Source organism: Nonomuraea sp. NPDC050547, from assembly GCF_044457345.1.
In the GTDB taxonomy this organism is placed as follows: Bacteria; Actinomycetota; Actinomycetes; order Streptosporangiales; family Streptosporangiaceae; genus Nonomuraea.
The window spans coordinates 38,062-62,475 of the sequence record NZ_JBITGW010000009.1; the positions used below are offsets into that span (position 1 = coordinate 38,062).

18 protein-coding genes and 1 pseudogene are annotated in these 24,414 nt (G+C 70.8%); 8 read left to right on the forward strand and 11 right to left on the reverse strand.

The window, feature by feature from the left end; translation table 11 throughout:
- Nucleotides 1–68 precede the first annotated feature (68 nt).
- Together corA and ACIBHY_RS22790 are read left to right on the forward strand one after the other, a co-directional pair.
- Entirely contained in the window at nucleotides 69–1,175 is a 1,107-nt protein-coding gene (gene corA / locus ACIBHY_RS22785; protein WP_397247366.1) for a magnesium/cobalt transporter CorA, read from the forward strand.
- 16 nt (nucleotides 1,176–1,191) lie between these two features.
- Complete coding sequence (locus ACIBHY_RS22790) at nucleotides 1,192–2,343, forward strand: hypothetical protein (protein ID WP_397247368.1); 1,152 nt, start codon at nucleotides 1,192–1,194, stop codon at nucleotides 2,341–2,343.
- Nucleotides 2,344–2,351: 8 nt separating this feature from the next.
- Here ACIBHY_RS22790 and ACIBHY_RS22795 read toward each other — a convergent pair whose 3' ends face one another.
- A complete protein-coding gene (locus ACIBHY_RS22795; protein ID WP_397307661.1) occupies nucleotides 2,352–3,257 on the reverse strand; it encodes a glycerophosphodiester phosphodiesterase family protein in 906 nt (301 codons plus the stop codon).
- Between the two features lie 120 nt (nucleotides 3,258–3,377).
- On the opposite strand from ACIBHY_RS22795, the gene ACIBHY_RS22800 reads away from it, so the two are divergent.
- Nucleotides 3,378–4,004: a GNAT family N-acetyltransferase gene (locus ACIBHY_RS22800; protein ID WP_397247372.1), complete on the forward strand. Its 627-nt coding sequence runs from the start codon at nucleotides 3,378–3,380 to the stop codon at nucleotides 4,002–4,004.
- On the opposite strand, the gene ACIBHY_RS22805 is transcribed toward ACIBHY_RS22800, so the two are convergent.
- Together ACIBHY_RS22805 and ACIBHY_RS22810 are read right to left on the reverse strand one after the other, a co-directional pair.
- Nucleotides 3,994–4,989, reverse strand: a complete 996-nt coding sequence (locus ACIBHY_RS22805; RefSeq protein ID WP_397248026.1) for an NADP-dependent oxidoreductase — start codon at nucleotides 4,987–4,989, stop codon at nucleotides 3,994–3,996. The genes ACIBHY_RS22800 and ACIBHY_RS22805 overlap by 11 nt on opposite strands.
- 81 nt (nucleotides 4,990–5,070) lie before the next feature.
- Nucleotides 5,071–5,475, reverse strand: a pseudogene (locus tag ACIBHY_RS22810) (NADPH-dependent FMN reductase); the annotation flags it as partial.
- Between the two features lie 89 nt (nucleotides 5,476–5,564).
- On the opposite strand from ACIBHY_RS22810, the gene ACIBHY_RS22815 reads away from it, so the two are divergent.
- Nucleotides 5,565–8,585, forward strand: coding sequence for an AfsR/SARP family transcriptional regulator (locus tag ACIBHY_RS22815; RefSeq protein ID WP_397307662.1), 3,021 nt, complete (start codon nucleotides 5,565–5,567; stop codon nucleotides 8,583–8,585).
- A gap of 30 nt (nucleotides 8,586–8,615) precedes the next feature.
- Here the strand turns inward: ACIBHY_RS22815 and ACIBHY_RS22820 are convergent, their stop codons facing one another.
- The 3 genes from ACIBHY_RS22820 to fbaA form a co-directional block, all read right to left on the reverse strand.
- Complete coding sequence (locus tag ACIBHY_RS22820) at nucleotides 8,616–9,899, reverse strand: adenylosuccinate synthase (RefSeq protein WP_397103672.1); 1,284 nt, start codon at nucleotides 9,897–9,899, stop codon at nucleotides 8,616–8,618.
- A gap of 146 nt (nucleotides 9,900–10,045) precedes the next feature.
- Complete coding sequence (locus ACIBHY_RS22825; RefSeq protein ID WP_397247376.1) at nucleotides 10,046–10,453, reverse strand: DUF3151 domain-containing protein; 408 nt, start codon at nucleotides 10,451–10,453, stop codon at nucleotides 10,046–10,048.
- 34 nt (nucleotides 10,454–10,487) lie between these two features.
- Complete coding sequence (fbaA, locus tag ACIBHY_RS22830; protein WP_397247378.1) at nucleotides 10,488–11,510, reverse strand: class II fructose-bisphosphate aldolase; 1,023 nt, start codon at nucleotides 11,508–11,510, stop codon at nucleotides 10,488–10,490.
- 92 nt (nucleotides 11,511–11,602) lie between these two features.
- Here fbaA and ACIBHY_RS22835 point away from each other — a divergent pair, with 92 nt between their 5' ends.
- Together ACIBHY_RS22835 and ACIBHY_RS22840 are read left to right on the forward strand one after the other, a co-directional pair.
- Complete coding sequence (locus ACIBHY_RS22835; RefSeq protein WP_397247380.1) at nucleotides 11,603–12,304, forward strand: DedA family protein; 702 nt, start codon at nucleotides 11,603–11,605, stop codon at nucleotides 12,302–12,304.
- Between the two features lie 72 nt (nucleotides 12,305–12,376).
- Complete coding sequence (locus ACIBHY_RS22840; protein ID WP_397247382.1) at nucleotides 12,377–12,772, forward strand: hypothetical protein; 396 nt, start codon at nucleotides 12,377–12,379, stop codon at nucleotides 12,770–12,772.
- A gap of 1 nt (nucleotide 12,773) precedes the next feature.
- Here ACIBHY_RS22840 and ACIBHY_RS22845 read toward each other — a convergent pair whose 3' ends face one another.
- Both ACIBHY_RS22845 and ACIBHY_RS22850 read right to left on the reverse strand, forming a co-directional pair.
- On the reverse strand, nucleotides 12,774–13,307 hold the full coding sequence (locus ACIBHY_RS22845) for an orotate phosphoribosyltransferase (RefSeq protein ID WP_397247384.1): 534 nt from the start codon (nucleotides 13,305–13,307) through the stop codon (nucleotides 12,774–12,776).
- Nucleotides 13,304–13,990, reverse strand: a complete 687-nt coding sequence (locus ACIBHY_RS22850; protein WP_397103682.1) for a hypothetical protein — start codon at nucleotides 13,988–13,990, stop codon at nucleotides 13,304–13,306. The genes ACIBHY_RS22845 and ACIBHY_RS22850 overlap by 4 nt, the downstream gene beginning before the upstream one ends.
- 106 nt (nucleotides 13,991–14,096) lie before the next feature.
- On the opposite strand from ACIBHY_RS22850, the gene ACIBHY_RS22855 reads away from it, so the two are divergent.
- Nucleotides 14,097–16,460 (forward strand): sigma-70 family RNA polymerase sigma factor, encoded by a 2,364-nt coding sequence (locus tag ACIBHY_RS22855; protein ID WP_397307663.1) that lies wholly within the window; start codon nucleotides 14,097–14,099, stop codon nucleotides 16,458–16,460.
- A 184-nt stretch (nucleotides 16,461–16,644) separates the two neighbouring features.
- On the forward strand, nucleotides 16,645–17,835 hold the full coding sequence (locus tag ACIBHY_RS22860; RefSeq protein WP_397247388.1) for an NYN domain-containing protein: 1,191 nt from the start codon (nucleotides 16,645–16,647) through the stop codon (nucleotides 17,833–17,835).
- A gap of 270 nt (nucleotides 17,836–18,105) precedes the next feature.
- Here the strand turns inward: ACIBHY_RS22860 and ACIBHY_RS22865 are convergent, their stop codons facing one another.
- The 3 genes from ACIBHY_RS22865 to ACIBHY_RS22875 all read right to left on the reverse strand — a co-directional run bounded on the left by ACIBHY_RS22865 (nucleotide 18,106) and on the right by ACIBHY_RS22875 (nucleotide 24,398).
- Nucleotides 18,106–19,254: a VLRF1 family aeRF1-type release factor gene (locus ACIBHY_RS22865; protein ID WP_397307664.1), complete on the reverse strand. Its 1,149-nt coding sequence runs from the start codon at nucleotides 19,252–19,254 to the stop codon at nucleotides 18,106–18,108.
- Between the two features lie 343 nt (nucleotides 19,255–19,597).
- Nucleotides 19,598–20,227: a two-component system response regulator gene (locus ACIBHY_RS22870; protein ID WP_397247392.1), complete on the reverse strand. Its 630-nt coding sequence runs from the start codon at nucleotides 20,225–20,227 to the stop codon at nucleotides 19,598–19,600.
- Between the two features lie 4 nt (nucleotides 20,228–20,231).
- Complete coding sequence (locus ACIBHY_RS22875; protein ID WP_397247394.1) at nucleotides 20,232–24,398, reverse strand: HAMP domain-containing protein; 4,167 nt, start codon at nucleotides 24,396–24,398, stop codon at nucleotides 20,232–20,234.
- Between the last annotated feature and the right edge of the window lie 16 nt (nucleotides 24,399–24,414).

The following is a 24,414-nucleotide window of genomic DNA, read 5'->3' on the forward strand; positions in this document are numbered from 1 at the left end:
CATTTCCTTGATTGAGGTGACTCTTCACTACGCGTGGGCAGGCCCAGGTCGGGCGGAAAGGGACTGCCATGCGCTCGTCCACCCTTTTCCGTCGTATCAACCGCCACCCCGTCAAGAAGCCCCACGTAGCGCGCCAGCTCACCAAGCCCGTGCGTGAGGCCTGTGTGCCACCGGTCGACTCCATCGTCGAGTACGGCGCCTACATAGGCGGCGAGAAGGTCATCGCCCCGGGCATCGTCGAGTCCCTTGAGCTGGTGCGCGAGCACAACAAGACCGGGTCCAGGGCGTTCGTCTGGGTGGGCCTGCACGAGCCGGAGGCTCCCGAGGTGGAGTGGCTGGCCGAGGTCTTCGGCCTGCACCCCCTGGCCGTCGAGGACGCCGTCAAGGCGCACCAGCGGCCCAAGGTCGAGCGCTACGGCGACTCGCTGTTCCTGGTGCTCAAGACCATCGCCTACCTCGACCACGACGAGCTGACCGCGACCAGCGAGATCATCGCCACCGGCGAGATCATGGTCTTCCTCGGCACCGACTTCGTGGTCACCGTGCGGCACGGCGAGCACTGCCCACTGACCGAGGTACGCGACAAGCTGGAGAGCCGCCCCGACCTCCTCGACCGCGGCCCGGCCGGTGTGGTGCACGCCATCTCCGACCATGTCGTGGACCGCTACCTGCAGGTGGCCGACCTGATGCAGCTGGAGCTCGAAGAGGTCGAGGCCACGGTCTTCGCCGACGTCAGCTCCCGCGACATCAACAGGATCTACCAGCTCAAGCGGGAGATGCTGGAGATGAAGCGGGCGGTCACCCCGCTGCAGTCGCCCATGGCGGCGCTGCCCCAGCGGCGGGTGATCCCCTCGGAGATGCGCGAGTACTTCCGCGACGTCAGCGACCACCTCGCCCGCGTGTGCGAGCAGGTGGAGTCCTCCAACGAGCTCGCCAACTCGATCCTCCAGGCCGCCCTGGCCCGCTCGAACACCCTCGCCAACGAGGACATGCGCAAGATCTCCTCGTGGGTGGCCATACTGACCGTGCCCACGATGATCGCCGGGATCTACGGCATGAACTTCGACTTCCTGCCGGGCTCGGACCAGATCTGGGGCTATCCGGCGATCGTGACCCTCATGATCACCGTCTGTACTCTGCTCTACCGCGGCTTCCGGCGTAACGGCTGGTTGTAGAGCTACCCTGTTGCCGGTGTCAGTGCAGCGAGTCCAGACCGAGCGCTGGTTCGTCCGCCACGGTTTCCCCACGATGATCGAGGGCTACGCCTTCCGGCGTGACGTGCTGCCCAGGATGGTGCCGCCGCTGGTGTTCGTCGCCCTGGTCTCGTTGCTGTGGCTGGTGCCGCTCAAGAGCATGGGGTCGGGCCTGTGGCTGCTGCTCGGCTGGGTGATCGTCGTGGCGGTGGCCGTACGCCTGGCCGGGGTGGTCTCGGCCAGGCGGCTGACGCGCTTCTCGCCCAGGATCACGGTCGTGGTCCTGGTCGTCTACGCGCTGATGCCCGTGGCCGTGCCGCTGCTTCAGGTGGCCGTGGACGGCGACGTCACACCGCCGGCCGGGCGGTGGCTCGGCGTGCTCGGGTTCGTGCTCTTCTTCGCCGCCGCCTTCGCCGCGACCGTGCTGGGCACGACGTACGGCTTCGGCGCGCTGCTGGGCAGGACGGTCCGGCGTACCCTCTCCGACCTGGGCAACAGCGTCCATCTGCTGGGACGGGCGCTGCCCGCGCTGTTGTTCGTCACGTTGTTCCTGTTCTTCACCGGTGAGCTGTGGCAGGCCGTCAACCGCCTGGAGTGGTGGCGCATCGCCCTGGTCGTCGTCCTGTTCGCCTCGGTCGCCGTGCTCGCCTCGGCCTCACGGCTGCGGGAGGAGATCGGCCGGGTCGAGCAGGACTTCAGCGCGTCCAGGCTGGAGTCGGCCTGCAGGAACACGCCGCTCGCCGGGGCGCCGTTCGAGGAGCTGACGCGCGACGGCCTGCTGCGCGCGGTGCCGCTCAGCGGCCGTCAGGTGCGCAACGTGCTGCTGATGCTCGCCGTCCGCCAGCTCGTGCAGGCGGCGGTGCTGGGCGCGGTGCTGTTCGGCTTCTTCCTCATCCTCGGCCTGCTCATGGTCACGCCGGAGACGGCCGAGCAGTGGATCGGCTCGCGGCCCGTCCCCTCGCCCCTGATTCCCGTGCTGCCGGTGGCGCTGCTGCGTATCGCGACGTTGTTCGCCGGGTTCGGCAGCATGTACTTCGTCGTCACCTCGATGAGCGACAGCGACCATCGCCGGCAGTTCTTCGCGCCGATCATCGACAAGATCGAGCGGGCGCTGGCGGTACGCGCGGTCTACCTGGCCATCGGCCGGTGAGCAGTGGGTCAGACGGCGACGGGCTTGAGCGGGGTGACCGGCTTCGGCAGGTCCAGGCCACGCTCGGCCCACAGCTTCCGCATCCTGTCGGGGTAGTCGGTCACCACGCCGGCCACCCCCAGGTCGAGCATGCGCGCGGCCAGGTCGGTGTCGTTGACGGTCCAGACGGCCACGTCGAGCCCGGCGCCGGCGCACTGGGCCATCAGCGCCTCGTCCACCATCACGTGCTCGGGCGAGAGCGTCGTCGCGCCGGCCGCGGCCGCCGCGGCGGGGAGGTCGTCGCCCAGGCAGCCGTGCCAGTGGAGCGTGTCGAGCTCGATCAGCGCGAAGCGCCTGGTGTCCCGCGCCTTCTTCGCGGCGTGGGCGATGATGCGCCAGTCGAAGCTCAGGATCGCCGCGTTGCCCAGGCGGCCGTGCCGGTCGAGCTCGTCCAGGACCAGGTCGGTGAACAACTCGGGGTCGGGGGTCAGCTCGGGGCGCGTCGGGTCGGACTTCAGCTCCACGTGCAGCCGGACGCCGTCGGCCTCGTAGGCGTTGACCAGGCCGAGGACCGCGCCGAGCGTGGGCATCCTGGTGTCGGGGACGGCCACCTGGGTCAGGGCGAAGGGGTCGTCGGGGTGGCGCGGCAGCCGTACGCCGACGTCGAGCATGCGCAGCTGGGCCAGGTTCAGGCCGTTGATGGGCTTGCCCACGTACGGGAAGTCGGGGTCGCCGGCCGTCAGCGGCCGGGTGTCGGCGCTGGTCACGGCGGAGACGGTGAGATCGTGGGTGAGCACCAGCCGCCGGTCGGAGGTGAGCGCCACGTCGAGCTCCAGGGCATGGACCCCGAGCTCCATCGTGCGGCTCAGCCCCGGCAGGGTGTTCTCGGGCCAGAGTCCCCTGGCTCCCCTGTGTCCATGAATCTCGACGCGCACACCGGGGACCATACCGTTCGCCCGTGCCGGGCAGGAGGTGCCACGCCGCGCTGGTGAGATTGCTCGCACCAGGAACTTCCGAGCCAGAAAAGCGGATATATCAACCTAAGCTGGTCTGTCATGAGCGTAGACATCGTACGGGCCTGGGCACGGGGCTGGGCCGTCTCACGCGCCACCAAGCAGCCGGTCGAGGAGCTCTGGGGACTCCGCGTCGACGTCGGCCTGCCGGGACACCTCGTACGCCACATCCTCCCGAAGGCCTCACCAGCGGTTCTGCGCCACCTGGCGGGCACACTCGACGCGCCCGGCACGTGGCTCAAGGTGTGCGCGCCCGCCGAACAGGTGGCGCCCTCGCTCACCCCTGCCTGGTCGGTCCAGGTGCCGGAGTTCATGATGACCGCGCGGCTGCGCCGTACCGAGGTGGCCGCGCCCGGTGGCTACACGCTCGCCGTCGTCCAGCGCGGCCAGGTCGTCACCGCCCGGCTGCTGACCGGCGACGGCGAGGTCGCCGCCCGCGGCCAGCTCGCGCTCACCGGCGCCACCGGCGTCGTCGACCAGGTGGAGACCGCCGCCGGCCACCGCCGCCGCGGGCTCGGCAGCGTCGTGATGAAGGCCCTGTCGTCCGCGGGGGCCGAGCGGGGCGCCGCGACGGGCGTCCTGCTGGCCACCGCCGACGGCAGGGCCCTCTACTCCACACTCGGCTGGCGTCTTCACACCGTGGTCACCGCCGCCGTGGTCACAGCCTGACCAGCATCTTGCCGACGTTCCCGCCGGCCAGCACGTCCAGGAACGCCTGCGGCGCCCGCTCGATGCCCTCGGCCACCGTCGACTCGGTACGCAGCGAGCCGTCGGCCAGCCAGCCCGCCGCCTTGCCGATCCACTCGGGGAAGCGGTCGAGGTAGTGGCTGACCAGCATGCCGCGCAGCGTCGCGCTCTTGTGCGCCAGGCTGAACAGGTTCGCCGGGCCTGGCACCGGCTCGGTCGCGTTGTAGGCGCTGATGGCGCCCACCATCGCGATGCGGCCGCCGACCTTGAGCGCGTCGATCGCGGCCACGAGGTGGTCGCCGCCGACGTTGTCGAGGTAGACGTCGATGCCGTCCGGCGCGGCCTGCGCCAGCTGTTCCGCCACCGAGCCGGCCCGGTAGTCGATGCCGACGTCGTAGCCGAAGTCGGTCACCAGCCGCTTGGCCTTGAACGGCCCGCCCGCCGAGCCGATCACCCTGGCCGCGCCCAGCTTGCGGGCGAGCTGGCCGGCGACGCTGCCCACGGCCCCGGCGGCCGAGGAGATGAAGACGGTGTCGCCCGGCCGTACCGGGGCGACCTCGGTGAGGGAGACGTAGGCGGTCAGGCCCGTGGTGCCCAGCACGCCCAGGTAGGCCTCCTCGGGTGCCAGGTACGGGTCCACGACCGTCGCCTGCGCGGCGTCGACCACGGCGTATTCACGCCAGCCCAGGAAGTGCACCACGGTGGCGCCCACCGGGATCTCCGGGGCGCGTGAGTCCACGACCTCGCCCACGGCCGAGCCGTCCAGCGGCCGCCCGATCTGGAACGGCGGGATGTAGGACTCCACGTCGTCCATGCGGCCCCGCATGTAGGGGTCGACGGACATCCACGTGTTGCGCACCAGGACCTGGCCCTCGCCGATCTGCGGGACGTCGGTCGTGGCCAGTTCGAAGTCACGCAGCTCCGGCTCTCCGGAGGGACGGACGGCCAGGCGGATCTCGCGGTTCATGACATTCTCCTCAAGGGTGTCGAGCAGTCGCTCGGCTTCGCTGTCTTCGGGGTTCTCGTGGTTGCGGAAGAGCACCGGCTCGCCGGCGCGGACGGCGCCGAGGCAGGCGAAGACCGGCTCCAGGTGCTCGACGGCCCGCCGTCCGCCCGACTCGCCGCCGTAGGCCACGAACGCGACGGGCTTGCCCCGCCACTCCTCGCGGTACCAGTCGATGGCGTTCTTGAGCGAGGCGGGATAGCTGTGGTTGTACTCGGGCGTGACGATCACGAACGCCTCCGCCCGGGCGAGCCAAGGCCGCAGATCCCGTACGGCCGGCGGCTCCGGCCCCCCGGGCTCGGGCAGCACCGTGGGCAGCCACGCCTCGGCCAGGTCGATCACGTCGACCTCCAGGCCGGACCGCCGGCCGGCGCGCTCCTGGATCCACTTCGCCGCCGTGGGCCCGAACCGGCCCTGCCGTACGCTCCCGATGATGATCGCGACCCGCATGTCCGCCTCCTCTCCCGTGTCGCTGTGGGTCCACTGTGCGCCGGGGCCCGCACGGACGGCTGGGGGTTCGCTGGGGGTAGCGTGACCTGGTGCGATTTGGTGTGCTTGGCCCGCTCTCGGTGTGGGCCGACGACGGTGAACCGGTCCGCGTGCCCGAGCTGAAGGTGCGCGCGCTCCTGGCCGACCTGCTGGTCCACGAGGGCCGCCCGGTCCCCGCCGACCGCCTGGCCGACGATCTGTGGGGCGAGGACCTGCCCGGCAACCCGGCCAACACCCTGCAGACCAAGATCTCCCAGCTGCGCCGCGTCGTGGGCCGCGACCTCGTCCAGTACGAGCCCGCCGGCTACGTCCTGCGCGCCCCGGACGTGGACGCCCTCGCCTTCGCCCGCCTGCTCACGCGCGCCCGCGCCGAGGACGACCCGCGCGCCCGCGCCGCCCTGCTGGCCGACGCCCTGTCCCTGTGGCGCGGTCCCGCCTACGCCGACTTCCGCGACGAGGAGTTCGCCCGCACCGCCGCCGCCCGCCTCGACGAGCAGCGCCTGACGGCCCTGGAGGAGCACGCCGAGGTACGGCTGGCGCTGGGCGAGCACACCCGGCTGGCCGACGAGCTGTCCGAGCCGGTCGCCGGCCACCCGCTGCGCGAGCGGCTGCGTGCCGTACACCTGCGTGCCCTGTACCGGGCCGGCCGCCAGACCGAGGCGCTGGCCGGTTACACGGCGCTGCGCGAGCGGCTGGCCGACGAGCTGGGCGTGGACCCCGGCCCGGAGCTGGTGGAGCTCTACCAGTCCATCCTCCGCCAGGACCCGGCCCTGGCCCCCGCGCCCACCCCGGCCACCTCGTCCGCCCGCCCCCGCACCAATCTCCCCACCCCCCTCACCGCCCTGATCGGCCGCGAGGCCGCCGTGACCGAGGTCCGCACTCTCCTCGGCGACGTGGACGCCGGGTCTTCCGGGGATGCGGAGTCCTTTGGAGATGCGGGGTCTTCCGGGGATGCCGGGCCTTCCAGGGGTGTGGAGTCTTCCGGGGGCGTGGGGTCTTCCGGGGGTGCGGGGTCCTCTGGGGGTGTCGGTGGGTCACGGCTGGTCACGCTGACGGGGCCCGGCGGGGTGGGTAAGACGCGGCTCGCGCTGGCCGCCGCCGCCTCCCGCGAGAACGCCTGGCTGGTGGAGCTCGCCGGGCTGAGCGCCGATGACCCGGCGGCCGTCGCCGAGGTGGTGGCCGACGTCCTGGACGTGCGGGACGAGGCGGTGGCCCGATCCGGCAGGGCCGCGCTGCCCGAGCGCCTGGCCGACGCCCTGAGCGGCCGTGAGCTCCTGCTGGTCCTGGACAACTGCGAGCACCTCGTCGAGCCGGTGGCCGAGCTGGTGAACCTGCTGCTGCGTACCGCTCCGGGTCTCCGGGTGCTGGCCACCAGCCAGGAGCCGCTGGCCATCCCCGGCGAGGCCGTGTACCCGGTGTCCCCGCTGGCCGCGCCCGACGCCCTGAGCCTGTTCGCCGCCCGCGCGGGCGTGGTGCTCAACGCGGACACGACGCCGTGGGCCGAGGCGATCTGCCGCCGTCTGGACGGCCTGCCGCTGGCGCTCGAACTGGCCGCGGCCCGCGTGCGCGCGCTCGGCGTGCGGGGGGTGGCCGAACATCTCGACGACCGCTTCCGGCTGCTGTCGGGGACCACCCGCGGCCTGCCGGCCCGTCAGCGGACCCTGCGCGCGGTGATCGACTGGAGCTGGGAGCAGCTCACCGCGCCGCAGCGGGAGGCGCTGAGCGCCCTGGCCGTCCACCCGGGCGGCTGCACGCTGGAGGCCGCCGGGATCGACGCCGACCTCGTCGACCAGCTCGTCAACCGGTCGATGGTCGTCGCCGAGCCGCCGCGCTACCGGCTGCTGGAGAGCATCGCCGCCTACTGCCTGGAGCGCCTGGCGCCGGACGACCCGCTGTTCGCGCGGCGCGACGCGTACTACACCGACCTCGCCGACCGCGCCCGCCCCCACCTGTACGGCCACGCCCAGCGGGAATGGCTGGCCAGGCTCGACGAGGAGATGACCAACCTGCGCGCCGTGGACACGGGCGAGCGGCTGGCGTGGTACCTGTACCTGCGCGGGCGGCACACCGAGGCCTACCGCCTGACCAGGGGGACCGCCTGGGAGCCGGGGTTCGCCATGTTGCTCGGCCTGCCGTACCGGGAAGGGGGCGGTGCGGCGAGCGCCCGGTCGCGGTGGTTCACCGCGCACGCCCACCTGCACCTGGGCGACGTCGCCAAGGCCGGGCCGCTGATCGACGGGGCGCTGGCCGACTTCCGCGCCTCGGGCGAGCGGTGGGGTGAGGCGGCGGCGCTGATGGGACGGGCCAAGCAGGCGATCTTCCAGGGGGAGTTCGCGCGGGCCGCGCGCAGCGGCGTGGAGAGCCTGGAGATCTTCACCGAGCTGGGCGACCAGTGGGGCTGGCTTCAGGCCAACGATCAGCTCGGCTACCTGGCCGAGATCGGCGGCGACTACGAGCGCGCCGCGGCCCTGCACCGGGAGGGTCTGCGGATCGCGGAGGACCTGCGGTTGTGGACGGACGTGTCGTATCGGCTGTCCAGCCTGGGGCGGATCGCGCTGCTGACGGGGGAGCTGGAGCGGTCGAGGGAGTTCCACGAGCGGGGGATGCGGCTGGCGGCCGAGCAGTCGAACCGGTTCGCGGAGGAGTTCGCGCGGGTGGGGCTGGGGCTGGTGGCCCGGCGCTCCGGCGACCTGGACGAGGCGGAGCGCCTGTTCCAGGCCTCGCTGGAATGGAACCGCCGCCTGGAGGCCGACTACGACGTGCCCTTCTACGGGGTGACGCTGATCCTGGCCGAGCTGGGGTTCGCCGCCGAGTCGCGTGGCGCGGCCGTACCGGCGAGGAAACTGCACGAGGAGGGGCTGCGGGCCGCACGCGCGCTCGGAGACCCGCGCTCGGTGGCGCTCGCGCTGGAAGGGCTGGCCGGAGTGACCGTCCTGGAGGGAGAGCCTTCGCGGGCCCTTGACCTGCTGGACGAGGCGGCGGAGCTGCGCGCCTCGGTCGGCGCTCCGCTCCCACCGGCCGAGCGCGGCGACGTGGACCGCATCAGGAAGGCCGCGCGGGCTCGGCGGTGAAGGGGGCGCGGGTGGCGCCCCCTTCCGACGTCACACCAGCGAGCGCAGCGAGATCGTCTGGTCGCGGCCGGGACCGACGCCGATCGCGGAGATGGGCGCGCCGCTCATCTCCTCCAGCGTGCGCACGTACGCCTGCGCGTTGGGCGGCAGGTCGTCGAACGTCTTGGCCCCCGTGATGTCCTCCTGCCAGCCGGGGAACTCCTCGTAGATCGGCTTGGCGTGGTGGAAGCCGGTCTGCGTCATCGGGATCTCGTCGTGGCGCTCGCCGTCCACGTCGTAGGCGACGCAGACCGGGATGCGCTCCAGGCCCGACAGCACGTCGAGCTTGGTGAGGAAGAAGTCGGTGACGCCGTTGATGCGGGTGGCGTAGCGGGCGATGACCGCGTCGAACCAGCCGGTGCGGCGGTTGCGGCCGGTGGTGACGCCGTACTCGCCGCCGGTGGTGCGCAGCCAGTCGCCCATCGCGTCCTCGAGCTCGGTCGGGAAGGGCCCGGAGCCGACGCGCGTGGTGTACGCCTTGAGGATGGCGATGACCTTGGTCAGGCGCTGCGGCGGGATGCCGGAGCCCGCGCACGCGCCGCCGCTCGTCGGCGAGGAGGAGGTCACGAACGGGTAGGTGCCGTGGTCGATGTCCAGGAGCGTGCCCTGACCGCCCTCCAGCAGCACGAACTTGCCCTCGTCGAGCGCCTTCGACAACACCAGCGAGGTGTCGGCGATGTGCGGCTTGAGGCGTTCGGCGTAACCGAGGTACTCCTCCAGCACCTGGGCGTGGTCGAGACCGCGCCGGTTGTAGATCTTGGTGAGGATCTGGTTCTTCTCGTTGAGCGCGACCTCGATCTTCGCCGACAGGATGCCCGGGTCGAGCAGGTCCTGGACCCTGATGCCCACCCGGTAGATCTTGTCCCCGTACGCGGGCCCGATGCCGCGGCCGGTCGTGCCGATCTTGGCCTTGCCCAGGTAGCGCTCGCTCACCTTGTCCAGGGCCTTGTGGTGGGGCATGATCAGGTGCGCGTTCGCCGAGATCAGCAGGCGTTCCGCGGACACGCCCCGCGCCGCGAGCGCGTCGATCTCCTGGAGCAGGACGCCCGGGTCGATCACCACGCCGTTGCCGATGACCGGCACCACGTTCGGCGACAGGATGCCCGTGGGCACCAGGTGGAGCGCGTACTTCTGGTCGCCGATGACGATCGTGTGGCCCGCGTTGTTGCCGCCCTGGTAGCGGACGACATACTCAACGGCGTCGCCGAGCAGGTCAGTGGCCTTTCCCTTGCCCTCATCGCCCCACTGGGCGCCCAAGACAACGACAGCCGGCATGGTTCTATCTCCCCAGCACACGGCGATGGATCCGCGGCGCAGCGACTGCGAGCGGGCACGCCAATAGACACGGAAACCCCTGGCGCAAGCGCGACAGGGGCTCTTGCGTAGAGAGACTACCCGATTGGGCTATTCGTCCCCAAGGCTCACTTGGCCAGCGCGTCGTAAGCCGCGGGGTCGCTGTCCTTGAGGAACTGCATGCACCGCTCGGCCTCGTCCTTCTCACCGATCGACTGGGCCGCGCGTGCGAGCGAGTACAGGCAGCGCAGGAAGCCCTGGTTGGGCGCGTGCTCCCACGGAATCGGGCCGTGGCCCTTCCAGCCGTTGCGGCGCAACTGGTCGAGACCGCGATGGTAGCCGGTCCTGGCGAAGGCGTATGAGGTGACCGCGTGACCCTTGGCGAAGTACTCCTCCGCGAGCGCCGCCCATGCCGCCGGGTAGGCGGGGAAACGGGCGGCCACGTCGGCGGCCTTGGCACCGGCCTCGAGCGCCTGCCTGGCCTCGGTCAGATCCGGCAGGAGGGTCGGGGGCGGCCCGGCGAGAAGGTTATCCATACAAACAGTCATACCCGCCGGGCCACTCGTGTGACTAGGTGATCTTCGTGCCGGCGGACTTCAGGTCCTGGCACGCCTGGGCCACCCGGGCCGCCATGGCCGCCTCGGCCGACTTGCCGTAGGAGCGCGGGTCGTAGACCTTCTTGTTGCCGACGTCGCCGTCGACCTTGAGCACGCCGTCGTAGTTGGTGAACATGTGCGCGGCGATCGGGCGGGTGAAGGCGTACTGCGTGTCGGTGTCGATGTTCATCTTCACCACGCCGTAGGTGATCGCCTCGTGGATCTCCTCCAGCGCCGAGCCGGAGCCGCCGTGGAAGACCAGGTCGAACGGCTTGTCCTTGCCGTACTTCGCGCCGACCGCGTCCTGGATGTCCTTCAGCACCGGCGGGCGCAGCTTCACGTGGCCGGGCTTGTAGACGCCGTGGACGTTGCCGAAGGTCGCGGCCAGCATGTACCGGCCCTGCTCGCCGATGCCGACCGCCTCGGCCGTGGCCAGCGCGTCGTCGGTCGTGGTGTAGAGCTTCTCGTTGATCTCGCCGACGACGCCGTCCTCCTCGCCGCCGACCACGCCGATCTCCATCTCCATGATGATGTTGGCGCGGTGGCACTTGTCGAGGAGCTCCTTGGCGATCTCCAGATTCTCCTCCAGCGGTACGGCGGAGCCGTCCCACATGTGCGACTGGAACAGCGGGTCCAGGCCCTTGGACACGCGCTCCAGCGAGATGTCGACCAGCGGCCGCATGAAGCCGTCGAGCTTGTCCTTCGGGCAGTGGTCGGTGTGCAACGCCACGGTCACCGGGTACTTGGCGGCGACCACGCGGGCGTACTCGGCCAGGGCGCTCGCGCCGATGACCATGTCCTTCACGGTCGCGCCGGACAGGAACTCGGCGCCGCCGGTGGACACCTGGACGATGCCGTCGCTCTCGGCCTCGGCGAAGCCGCGCAACGCGGCGTTCAACGTCTGGGAAGAGGTCACATTGATCGCCGGGTAGGCGAATCCGCCTGCTTTGGCCCGGTCGAGCATCTGCGCGTAGACCTCTGGGGTGGCGATGGGCATGATTCATCTCCTAGAACGTTCGGCTTCGCGGTGCCCAGTATCGCGGCTCGCCAACCCCCGTGGTAGTGACACCGCCCGGTAAGCTCCACTGCGTGGACTGGCTTCTCAATCTCCTCGACCCGACATGGTGGCTGACCATTCTCGGGGCGTTCGCCACGGTCGGCGTGCTCGCGATCATTTTCGCCGAGACCGGCCTGCTGCTCGGCTTCTTCCTGCCGGGCGACTCTCTGCTGGTGGCCGCCGGGATCTTCAGCTCCGCCTCGGTGGCCGTGGGGATGGGCATCGAGCCGATCTCACTGCCGGTCCTGCTGATCGGGACGCCGCTGTGCGCGATCGCGGGCGCGCAGCTCGGCCACTTCCTGGGGATGAAGTTCGGCAGGAAGATGTTCGACAAACCCAACTCGCGGCTCTTCAAGAAGGAGCACGTCCTCAGGGCCGAGGAGTTCTTCGAGAAGTTCGGCCCGGCGAAGGCCGTGGTGCTGGCGCGGTTCGTGCCGATCGTGCGTACGTTCATGAACCCGGTCGCCGGCGTGCTGGAGATGAGCCCCAAGCGGTTCTTCATGTGGAACGTCATCGGCGGCATCGTCTGGACCGAGGGCCTGATCCTGCTCGGCTACTTCCTGGGCAGCAAGGTCAACCCCAAGCAGATCGACAAGTACATCCTGCCCGGCGTCTTCCTCATCGTGTTCATCTCCCTCATCCCGATCATCGTCGAGTTCGTGAAGGGCCGGCGGGCGGCGAAGGCCCTGCCCACGCCCAACGGCAAACACCACAGGGTCAACACCAAGCACTGAGAGGTTCTCCAGGGCACGGCGAGGTTACCAACGGGTACGCTCCGGTGTGTGGGACGCCACAGGACAGACCCGATGGGCCTCGCGAGGCTCGCGCTCGCCGTGCTCGCGGTCGCGCTCGTGGTGGCGCTGGTCGTGATCGGCGCGCGGGCCCTGCTCGGCGCGCTCGACACCCCGGAGCCCGTCTCGGCCGGCCGCGCAACGGCCACGCCCACCGCGAGCGCGCAGGTGCCGACGGTGCGCATCGAGTGCGTGGCCGAGACCTGCCCGCTCGTCACGGTCCGGGTGCCCGGCGGCGACGTGCTCCAGTACCGCGACATGAGCAGGGGCGAAGAGGTCAGCTACTTCGAGCCTGAGCTGTCGGTCGTGCTCTCCGACGCGGGCACCGTCCGCGTGGCGGAGAACGGCAAGGCGCGCGCCCCCGGAAAGGCGGGCGAGCGCGAGGCGTTCACGGTCCGGGGCGGTCCGTGACTCAGATGCCGCACTCCGCGGCCGTGTAGGCGTAGCGGTACTCCAGGCCCTCCTCGGCCAGCCGGGGGGCCGCGCCGCGCTCGACGATCGTGACCACGGCCACGACCTCGGCGCCCTCCTCGCGCAGCGCCTCGACCGCGGTCATGACCGAACCGCCGGTGGTCGAGGTGTCCTCCAGGGCAAGCACCCGCCGGCCCTTGACGTCCGGCCCCTCGACGCGGCGCTGCAGCCCGTGCACCTTCTGCGACTTGCGCACCACGAAAGCGTCCAGCGTGCGTCCCCGCGCCGCGGCGGCGTGCAGCATCGCGGCGGCCACCGGGTCGGCGCCCAGCGTCAGCCCGCCCACGGCGTCGTAGCCGAGGTCCGCGGTCAGCTCCAGCAGCACCTGGCCGACCAGCGGCGCAGCGACGCCGTCGAGCGTGATCCGGCGCAGGTCGAGATAGCTGTCGGCCTCCTGTCCCGACGACAGGATGACCTTGCCGTGCACCACGGCCTTGTTCTTGATCTCGGCAAGCAGCTTCTCGCGATCCGTCATGGGTCCAAGCTTAAGGTTCGCAGCAGGGTGAGAGCCTGCTCGTAACCGTCGGGCAGCCGGTTGACCGAGACCCGGAACACCTCCAGCGGGGTCAGCCGCGGGACCAGCGCCGGTCCCGCCCTGGCCAGCGCGCCCACCCGCGCGGGCGCGAGCTGCGCCAGCGTCTCGTCGCCCGCGAAGGCCTCCCGCGCCGCCCCTGCCAGCGCGAGCATCGCCGCCAGCCGTCCCGCCAGGTCCCCCGGCCGCTCGTACGGCTCGGCCACCACCAGCCGGTGCTGCGCGGCGAGCGAGCCCCGGTAGACCTCGGCCAGCCGCGTACGCAGGTAGGTCACCGTGGCCAGCCCGGTGAACGGGTCCTCGCAGCAGAGCCCGTTCACCGGCGCGAAGCTCGCCTCGGTCCAGCCCACGGCGAAGGATCGCGCGGCGGTGAACGGCGGCTCGCCGAGCCCGAGCGCGGTGAAGAGCGCGGCGAGGTCGTTCATGCCCTCGCCGATGCCCACCCCCGCCCGTGCCCGCGCGCCCCCGAGGGCGGCGCACGCGCGGATCAGGTCGTGGCCCCTGTTCACGGCCTTGATCGCGTGTTCGACCGCCGGCGTCCACCAGTCCTCGGGCAGGGACCAGCCGGCCTCCAGGCTCCTCTTGCGCCAGCGCGAGCGCAGTGATCCTGGAATGTCCTCGTCCATCTGTCCTCCGAAAGGGTTTCAAAGGCAAAGACGCGCTTTCGGGTTAGTCATGACGCGGAATGCGGAATGATTCGCCGGGGCAACCCCGCGTAATCGTGAGGTCACTATGAGTGTCGAATCGCCGCAAAGCGATGCAGATCTACTCGAAGCGGTACGAGGCGGCAACGCCGCCGCCTATGGCGTGCTCTACGAACGCCACGTCGTCGCCGCCCGAGCCCTCGCCCGCCAGCTGGTGCGGGGGGAGACCGACGTCGAGGACGTGGTCGCCGAGTCCTTCACCAAGATCCTCGACTTGGTGGGGCGCGGCGGCGGTCCCGACGCCGGGTTCCGGCCGTACCTGCTGACGGTCGTGCGCCGGACGGTCTACGACCGCGGCCGGGTCGAGAGCCGTCAGGTGAGCACCGGCGAGATCGAGCTGTTCGACCCCGGGGTGCCCTTCGTCGACCCCGCCCTCACCGGGCTGGAGAAGTCGCTGATCTCCCGCGCGTTCCTGTCGCTGCCCGACCGCTGGCGTACGGTCCTGTGGCACACCGAGGTGGAGGACTCCAAGGCCGCCGAGGTCGGCCCGCTGCTCGGGCTGTCGGCCAACGGCGTCGCCGCCCTGGCCTACCGGGCCCGCGAGGGGCTGCGGCAGGCGTACCTGCAGATGCATCTGGCCGCCTCGCCCCAGCAGGCCTGCCGACCGGTGCTCGGCAAGATGGGCGCCTACGTCAGGGGCGGCCTGGCCAGGCGCGACTCCAAGTCGGTCGACGACCACGTCAGCGGCTGCGCCGAGTGCAACTCGGTGCTGCTGGAGCTCACCGACGTCAACCGCGGACTGCGCGTCATCGTCGGCCCGCTCTTCGTCGGCCCGGTCTTCGCCGGGTACCTGGCCGCGCTGGCCAAGGCGAGCGCGGCGGCCGGCGGCGCCGGCGCGGGCGTCATCCACGCGCTCGGCTGGATCCGGCGCGCGCCCAAGAGCCAGCAGGCGGCCGTCGCGGGAACCGTGGCGGCCGGGGTGGCGGTCGCCGCCTTCCTCCTGGTCTCGGGGGAGGAACCGATCAAGAAGCCCCCGGTGGCCGCCGCGCCGAGCCCCTCCAGCCAGGCGTCCCCGGCCGTCGAGCCGCCCAGCGAGAAACCGGCCAGGAAACCCGAGCCCGAACCCACCCACACGCCCACGCCGACCACGTCCAAGCCCGGCAGGGCCAAGCTGTCGGCCACCATCGGGGCGCTCGGCTCCCTGGTACGCGCCCAGCCCGGCATCATCGGCATCCGCCTGCGCAACGCCGGCAAGGGACCCAGCGACGAACTCGCCGCCACCGTCGCCCTGCCGGAAGGCGTCACGCTCATCACCGGCGGGAGCAGGGGCAGCTCCGTCACCGCGGTCAAACCGGTCGGCACGGTCGACGGCTGGTCGTGCAAGGTCGCCCGGCGCGGCGCTCAATGCGTACGGCGGCCGCTCAGGGGCGGGTCGGCGACGGCGGTGTTCCTGCGCGTACGGGTGGCCGCCTCGGCTCCCGAAGGCGCCGGGCCCGCGGTCCGGATCAAGGCGGGCGGCGTGCAGGTGAAGGCGGTCTCGCCGATCGGGGTCCGCGAGGACGGCGCGCCCGCGCGCTTCGCCACCGACGGCAAGGTCGTGGTCAGGGCGGTCGGCAACGCGCTGCTCACCTGCCCGCCCAGCCGCCAGGGCTGCCCGGAGGCGTTGCGCAGGCAGGGGCAGCGGCGCGACAACGACCTGTGGACCATGCAGCCGCTCGACCGCGACCAGGTGGCGAGCACCAAGGCGTCCAGCGCGGCCAGGCTCGACCTGCCGGCGGGCGGGCAGATCGTGTGGGCCGGGCTCTACTGGTCGGCCAGCACCAAGACGGCGGGGCCGATCAAGTTCCGGCCGGCCGGGCGGGACGGGTACGTGAAGATCCGGCCGAACCAAGTCATGGCGCGCGAGCTGCCGGTGGGGCCCGCCTACCAGGCGTTCGCGGACGTGACCGGGCTGGTCAGCAGCAGCAAGAAGAAGGGGATGTGGTGGGCGGCGGACGCACCCATGAAGCCGGGGATCTCGCAGCATGCCGGGTGGAGCCTGGTGGTGATCGCCACCGATCCCGCGCAGCCGTACAGTCAGGCGGTCGTGCTCGACACGGCCACGCAGATCGGCGGGGAGAAGGACGCGGCGGGACGGCTCGACGTGCCGCTGGGCGGGCTGATCCCGGCGGCGGCGCCCGCGCGGCTGGAACTGGTCACGTGGGAGGGCGACGCGGACCTGTCGGGCGACAAGGTCTCGCTCGGCGGCGCGGCCATGGTGCCGGAGGCGGGCGGGCGGGACGCGGGCAACACGTTCGACGGGTCGTCGAACGGGGCGAACGGGCTCACGTTCGGTGTCGATGTGGATACCTTCAGTGCTGAGCTGGGGGAGCGGCCGCGGCTGAGCATCGTCTCCAGAAGGGATGCGGTGTTGTTCGGTGTCGCGGCGGTGAGTGTCCGTGCACGGTCGTGACCGTGAACGGGACAGACTGGTACGGTTCGCGTAAATCCTCTGGCGTAACGTCGGGCGAGGGCGGAATCGTCGGGATTAACCCTCGCACGATCATTGGCTTCATTACCCTGGTAAAGGGCCGCCGAGTCCGGCTCTGACGGTGCAGAGCCAGAAGGTCGGGCCACCTAGAAAGGGGCGGTGTCGCGTGGATCGCTGCGCGCTGTTCGTGGACGCTGGCTATCTGCTGGCAGACGGCGCGATGGCCGTTCATGGGACTCGCCATCGCGAAGCGGTTTCCTGGGATTACCCCGGCCTGCTGCAGCTCATGACGAACCTGTCACGCGAGCGCACGGGTCTGCCGTTGCTGCGTTGCTACTGGTACGAGGCGACCGTCGAAGGCCGCCGCACGCCCGAGCACGACGCGCTCGCCGACATCCCCGGCCTGAAGCTGCGCCTGTCGCGCATCAGGCCGGGCCGCCGCGAGGGCGTCGACGCCCAGGTGCACCGCGACCTGATGACGCTGGCCCGCAACAGCGCGATCTGCGACGCCGTCGTGGTCAGCGGCGACGAGGACCTCGCGCAGGTCGTCTGCGACGCCCAGGACCTGGGCATCCGGGTGACCGTCGTGCACATCACCGCCGACGGCGGCTGGGCGGTCTCCCGGACACTGCGCCAGGAGAGCGACGACCTCATCGAGATCGGCGGCGGCCACCTGCGCCCGTACGTCAACCTGGTCACCGGCTCCGCCGAGGCCGCCAACGGTCACCAGCCGGTCAGCAACGGCCAGGCCGCGCACGCCTCCCTGCCGCCCTCGCCGCCGCCGTCACTCCCCCCGGCGCAGATCCCCGCGCAGCCGTCGTCCCCGCCCCAGCCCAGCCCGCCCGCGCCCGCCTCGCCCGGCAACCGCCCGCCGTCGCCGCCCACCTACACCTACCAGCCCGAACCCCCGTCACCGCCCCAGCAGCCAACCCCGCCCCAGCCGTCCGCGGCCCCGTCCGCGGCCCCCGTCACCGGCCCCATCCAGGCGCAGCCCCCGTCCGCCGGCCAGTACGGGGCGCCGTCGTCGTATCAGCAGCCGTCCCAGCTCGGTCCCTACACGGGCCCGCAGCCCGCCCCGGTCTCACCGGCCCCGGCCGCGACCGGGGGCGCCACCACGCTGGCCGACGCGGTGAAGGCCGCGCACCGCGAGGGACACGACTTCGGCGAGTCGGTGGCCAGGGACGCGCCCGCGTTGTGGCTGGAGGCCGTGCTGGCCCGCAAGCCCCGCATGCCGTCCGACCTGGAGGCCCGGCTGCTGCAGGGCTCCTCCCTCCCGATCGACTTCCTCCTCCACGACGAAGTCCGCCACGCACTCCGCCGCGGCTTCTGGGACGCCCTGGAACGCGCCCGCCACTGACCTTTTCTCCTCAATTTCGTTCAGTGCCACGCCCGCCTCTCCGTGCGGGCCTTTCGCTTCTCCGCGGCCCTTCTCGTGCGGGCCTTTCGCTTTTTCCGTTACGGCCGGCCCCCGCCCCCGCCCCCGCCACCCGCCGACGTGGGCGGGCGCAGGTCGGGGGGATCGCTTCTCACGTCGGACAAACGCCCCACCGCAACGGCCTTTCGCGAGCCCCCGCCCACGGAAGGCCCGCCGGTTGCCCCCGGCATGCTTGTTTGGTCTGGTTGGGTGTCACCAGCGGAGGAGGGCGGCTACTCCGTTGTAGTCGGCCAAGGCTTCAGCGCCGGTTGTTGTGAGGATGGTCAGGGTCACGCCCGTGTTCAGGGCGGCCTCGATCATGCGTTCACCCAGGTCGGGCTCTGGGTCGGAGGGGACGCCCGCCGGTGCGTGGTCGTACAGGTAGCCGTCAAGGCCCTTGAAGCCCGACCACTTCGCCGATTCCTCCAGCAGCAGGTGGTCGACCCGGCCCTCGTTGAGCAGGGCGAGGGTTTGGTTGAGGCCCAGGGAGCCACGGCCGCCGGACTTGGCCGCGTCCACGGCCCTGGCCGCCAGGGCGGCGTCGCGGCGTTCGCGGGTGGCGGCCAGTTCCGGTGCCACGTGCTTGGCCGCCTCGGCGGGCGGGAGCGTGTCGACGATGGTGTCCACCTGGACGACGTCCAGCGGGTGTACCGCCCCGGCCAGCACCTCGGTCAGCTCCACGTCGCCGATCAGCAGGACGTCCGTCCAGCCGCGGGACCTGGCCTGGCGGGCGATCTCCGGGGCGCTGCCGTGGAGGTTGCGGCGCAGGTGGTCTTCGACGCGGCGTTGGAACCGGTCGGTCTGGGTGGAGCTGGCCTGCGCGGTTCCGCCCGGACCTGGGCCGCGCATGGGGCGCCAGTCCTCGGTGTCGATCTCGTAGGTCTCGTGCTCGATCTCCTCGGCGACGCCATACCGGAGGTCGATGAGGCGTACGCCGTCCCGTGAGACGAGCACCAGACCGGCGGGCGCGCTGGTGGCCATGGCGGTGAGCAGCGGGCGGACGTAGGCGGTGGATTCGAGCACGGCGCAGTCCTCGATCGGGACCTGCAGCTTGATCGTGCGGACGTCGTTGTCGCCGACCGAGGCGAACAGCGCCCGTCCGATCCCGGATTCGGCGGCGTCGAGAAGTTCGAGGATGTCCGGCTCCAGCGCTTCGAGCCGGCGGAACACGGCCTCCCGGCGTTCGCGATCCGGCCAGGTGTTGACGTGATCCCGAATCGCGGACAGCTCATTCCTGAGCCGGATCCCACGGGCGGGCCGGGTGGAGGCCTCCTCGCGAGGATCGGCGGTGGTGTACAGCGACACCACACCCGCCTCGTCCTTCATGGCGGCGAGCTCGCGGAGGAAGGTCTGATCGAACACGGCAGTTCTCCGTTCTCCGGCATCGAATCACTACCGACTCTAAAAACCCCAACCCACCACAAACCCCGCCTCTACCGGATATTTCCCCGCGTTTTACCCCCACCCCGGTTCCCCTCACCCCGCCCTCGCACCTCGGCATTCCACGTCGCACGCGCTGCTCCCCGCATCCCAGGCCCGTCTCCTGCGCCGCGCCCGATCCCCACCCGCTCCCTCGGGCAGTCGGTCCCGTGAACGCCTCCACAGCCACTACCGTCAGGCGGCGCCTCCAAGCCCTCGCCCGGCAGCGCGTAGGGACCCCCGGGGATGCTGCCGTGGGTGGCGTGGGCGGGGGCCGGCCGTAACGTTACGAGAGGGCGTCGAAGCCCGCGCGCAGGTTGGCGAGGCGTTCGGTGAGGTCGGTGAGGGGGGCGGTGAGCAGCGGGTCCTGGGACTTGCGGGCCAGTTCGCGCACCCTCGCCAGTTCGTCCTCCACCGCGGCCAGCCGGCGGGAGAGTTCGGGGAGGACCGAGCCCTGGACGGAGGCGCCGGGCGGAAGTTCGGCGGCCATGCGGTCGCGCAGCAGCGACGCCTGCTCGGCCAGGCGCTTGTTCATGTTGTAGAGCTCGGCGAACACCGACACCTTCGCCCGCAGCACCCACGGGTCGAACGGCTTGGTGAGGTAGTCGACCGCGCCGGCCGCGTAACCGCGGAAGGCGTAGTCGGGGGCGCTGTCGACCACGGTCAGGAAGATGATCGGGATGTTCCGGGTACGCTCGCGCCGCTTGATGTGGGCGGCCGTTTCGAAGCCGTCCATGCCCGGCATCCGCACGTCCAGCAGGATGAGCGCGAACTCGGTGTTGAGCAGCGCCTTGAGGGCCTCTTCGCCCGACTTGGCCCGTACGGGCACCAGGTCGAGGGAGCTGAGGATGGCCTCCAGGGCGATGAGGTTCTCCTCCCGGTCGTCGACCAGGAGGATCTTCGCTCGTTCCGGCACTCGATCACGATCCTTCTGCTGAGTCGGTCGTGCTCACCCGCCCACGGCTGAGCCAACCGCGCAGCCGTTCGAGCAGGCGGTCCACGTCGACTGGCTTGGGCACGTAGTCAGAGGCACCTGAGGCGATGCTCTTCTCACGATCGCCCCGCATGACCTTAGCGGTCAACGCGATGATCGGCAGGTCGGCGAACTGTGGCATGCGGCGGATGGCCGAGGTCGTGGCCCAACCGTCCATCTCGGGCATCATGATGTCCATCAGGACGAGAGCCACATCCTCGTTGCGCTCCAGCTGCTCGATGCCCTCGCGGCCGTTCTCGGCGTAGACGACGGCGGAGCCGTGGCGTTCGAGGACGCTGGTCAGGGCGAAGACGTTGCGGATGTCGTCGTCCACGATGAGGATCTTGGCGCCGGACAGCGGGTCGTCGCCCTTCCACTTGCTGGTCTCGACCTGCTCCGACAGCTCGGGCAGCTGGAGGTCCATGGGCAGCGGAGGTTCGGGCATCGTCACCGTGGGCTCCTCCACCGGCATCGCCAGCACCTGGCGCCGGGCCGTGCCGCCGTCGCCGGCCGGGAGCGGGCCGTTGTAGGAGGCGGGCAGGTAGAGGGTGAACGTGCTGCCCTTGCCGAGTTCGCTGTCGACGTGGATCTCGCCGCCGAGCAGGCGGGCGATCTCGCGGCAGATCGACAGGCCGAGGCCGGTGCCGCCGTACTTGCGGCTGGTGGTGCCGTCGGCCTGGCGGAACGCCTCGAAGATGACCTCGCGCTTGTCCGGCGCGATGCCGATGCCGGTGTCGACCACCTCGAAGGCGAGCAGGTCGTCGGCCTCGCGCAGGATCGCGTCGTCGTACTCGATGCCGGACGGCGCGCGTACCACGCGCATCTTGACCTCGCCCTTCGGCGTGAACTTCACCGCGTTGGACAGCAGGTTGCGCAGCACCTGCTGCAGCCGCTGCTCGTCGGTGTGCAGCTCCTGCGGTACGCCCTCGTCGACCTCGACGCTGAAGGCCAGGCCCTTGTCCTGAGCCAGCGGCGCGAACGCCGCGTCGACGTAGTCGACCAGCTTCGGCGTCGAGAGCGTGGCCGGGTGGATGTCCATCCGGCCCGCCTCCACCTTGGACAGGTCGAGCATGTCGTTGATCAGCTGCAGCAGGGCCGATCCGGCGCCGTGGATCGTGCGGGCGAACTCCACCTGCTGCGAGGTCAGGTTGCCCTCGGCGTTCTCGGTGAGCAGCTTGGCCAGCACGAGCAGGCTGTTGAGCGGGGTACGCAGCTCGTGCGACATGTTGGCCAGGAACTCCGACCGGTAGCGGTTGGAGACCGCGAGCTGCTCGGCCCGCTCCTCCAGCGTCCGCCTGGCCTGCTCGATCTGGAAGTTCTGGATCTCGATGGCGCGGTTCTGCTTGGCCAGCAGCCCGGCCTTGTCCTCCAGCTCGGAGTTGGAACGGCGCAGCTCCTCCTGCTGGCGCTGCAGCTCGTCCGAGCGTTCCTGCAGCTCACGGGTGAGGCGCTGGGAGTCGGTGAGCAGGTCCTCGGTGCGGGAGTTGGCGATGATGGTGTTCATCGTGACGCCGATGGTCTCGACGAGCTGGGTGAGGAAGTCGAGGTGGACCTCGCCGAACGGCGTGAAGGAGGCCAGCTCCAGCACGCCCAGCACCCGGCTCTCGAACAGGATCGGCAGCACCACGATCTGCGCCGGCGTGGAGGAGCTCAGGCCGCTGTCGATGGTGATGAAGGCGGCCGGCACGTTGTCGAGGATGATGTGCCTGCCCTCGGCCGCCGCCTGGCCGACCATGCCCTCGCCGATGGCGAACATCTGCCGCGGGCCGCGGTCGGGGCGGACGCCGTAGCCGCCGATGAGGACGAGGTCGTGCTCGCCCTCGGGGGCGCGGCCGTAGAAGGCGCCGTAGCGGGCGGAGACGAGCGGCGTCAGCTCGCTCATGATCAGCTTGGCCACCTCGAACAGGTCGCGGTGGCCCTGCATGAGCCGGGAGATGCGGGCCAGGTTGGACTTGAGCCAGTCCTGCTCCTGGTTGGCCTGGGTGGTCTCGCGGAGGTTGGCCACCATGTAGTTGACGTTGTCCTTGAGCTCCGCCAGCTCGCCCTGCGCCTCGACGGCGATGGAGCGGGTCAGGTCGCCCTGGGCCACGGCGCTGGTCACGGTGGCGATGGCGCGTACCTGTGTGGTGAGGTTGCCGGCCAGCTCGTTCACGGACTCGGTCAGCCGCTTCCAGGTGCCTTCGACGCCTTCGACGCGAGCCTGGCCGCCGAGGCGGCCTTCCGAGCCGACCTCGCGGGCGACTCGGGTGACCTCGGAGGCGAAGGACGACAGCTGGTCGACCATCCGGTTGATGGTGGTCTTGAGTGCGAGGATCTCGCCCTGGGCGTCCACGTCGATCTTGCGGGTGAGGTCGCCGTTGGCGACGGCCGTGGTGACCTCGGCGATGTTGCGCACCTGGTAGGTCAGGTTGTTGGCCATGAAGTTGACGTTGTCGGTGAGGTCCTTCCACACACCGGACACGCCCTGCACCCGTGCCTGGCCGCCCAGCTGGCCCTGCGTGCCGACCTCGCGGGCGACTCGCGTCACCTCGTCGGCGAAGGACGACAGCTGGTCGACCATCGTGTTGAGGGTGTCCTTGAGCTGGAGGATCTCGCCCTGCGCGTCGACGGTGATCTTCTTGGACAGGTTGCCCTGGGCCACCGCTGAGGAGACGGCCGCGATCTGCCGCACCTGGGAGGTGAGGTTGTTGGCCATGAAGTTCACGTTCTCGGTGAGGTCCTTCCAGACCCCGGACACGCCGCGTACCTGGGCCTGGCCGCCCAGCTGGCCCTCGGTGCCGACCTCGCGGGCGACTCGGGTGACCTCGGAGGCGAAGGACGAGAGCTGGTCGACCATCGTGTTCATGGTCGACTTCAGCTCCAGGATCTCGCCCTGGGCGTCCACGTCGATCTTGCGGGTGAGGTCGCCGTTGGCGACGGCCGTGGTGACCTGGGCGATGTTGCGTACCTGGTAGGTCAGGTTGTTGGCCATCGAGTTGACGTTGTCGGTGAGGTCCTTCCAGACGCCGGAGACGCCCTTCACCTCGGCACGGCCGCCCAGCTTGCCCTCGGTGCCGACCTCGCGGGCGACTCGGGTCACCTCGTCGGCGAAGGACGAGAGCTGGTCGACCATGGTGTTCATGGTCTCCTTGAGCTCCAGGATCTCGCCCTCGGCGTCGACGGTGATCTTCTTGGACAGGTTGCCCTGCGCCACCGCCGTCGCCACGGTCGCGATGCTGCGGACCTGGGAGGTGAGGTTGTTGGCCATGAAGTTCACGTTGTCCGTGAGGTCCTTCCAGACCCCGGACACGCCGCTCACCTGCGCCTGGCCGCCCAGCTGACCCTCGGTGCCGACCTCGCGGGCGACTCGGGTCACCTCTTCCGCGAACGCCGAGAGCTGGTCGACCATCGTGTTCACGGTGTTCTTGAGCTCGAACATCTCGCCGACCGCGTCGACCGTCACCTTGCGGCTCAGGTCGCCCTTGGCCACCGCGGTGGTCACGACCGCGATGTCGCGCACCTGCGCGGCCACGCGCGAGGACATCGTGTTCACGGCCTCGGTGAGGTCGCGCCAGCTTCCCGACATGCCGCGCAGGTTCGCGCTGCCGCCCAGCCGCCCCTCCGTGCCCGCCTCGCGGGCCACCCTGGTCACCTCGGAGTTGAACAGCGCCAGCTGGTCGACCATGCCGTTGATGGCCTTGCCCAGCCTGCGTACCTCGCCTCTGGCCGAGCGGTCGAGGTCGATGCGCCGTGACAGGTCACCCTTGGCGACGGCGTCGATCACGTCGGCGGCGCCGCTGACCGGGCTCACCAGCGCGTCGATCAGCATGTTCACGGACTCGACGCTCTCGGCCCAGGCCCCGACGCCGGGGCCCGGCGTCAGCCGTTCCCCGAACCGGCCCTCCTTGACCACTTCCTTGCGGACGCGCACCAGCTCGTTCGCCAGATGCTCGCGCCGGTCGGCCACCTCGTTGAGCAGCAGCCGCACCTCGCTGAGTATGCCCGCGGGAGCATGCGGGACACGACGTCGGAAGTCGCCGTCGCGCCAGGAGAAGAGGGTCTCCAAGATCGGTACTAGGTCCGCCTCGGTGTAGGTCCTCTCCTCCGGATTCGGCGCGATCTTGGCCGTGGTCATGGGGCCTCCTTCACTC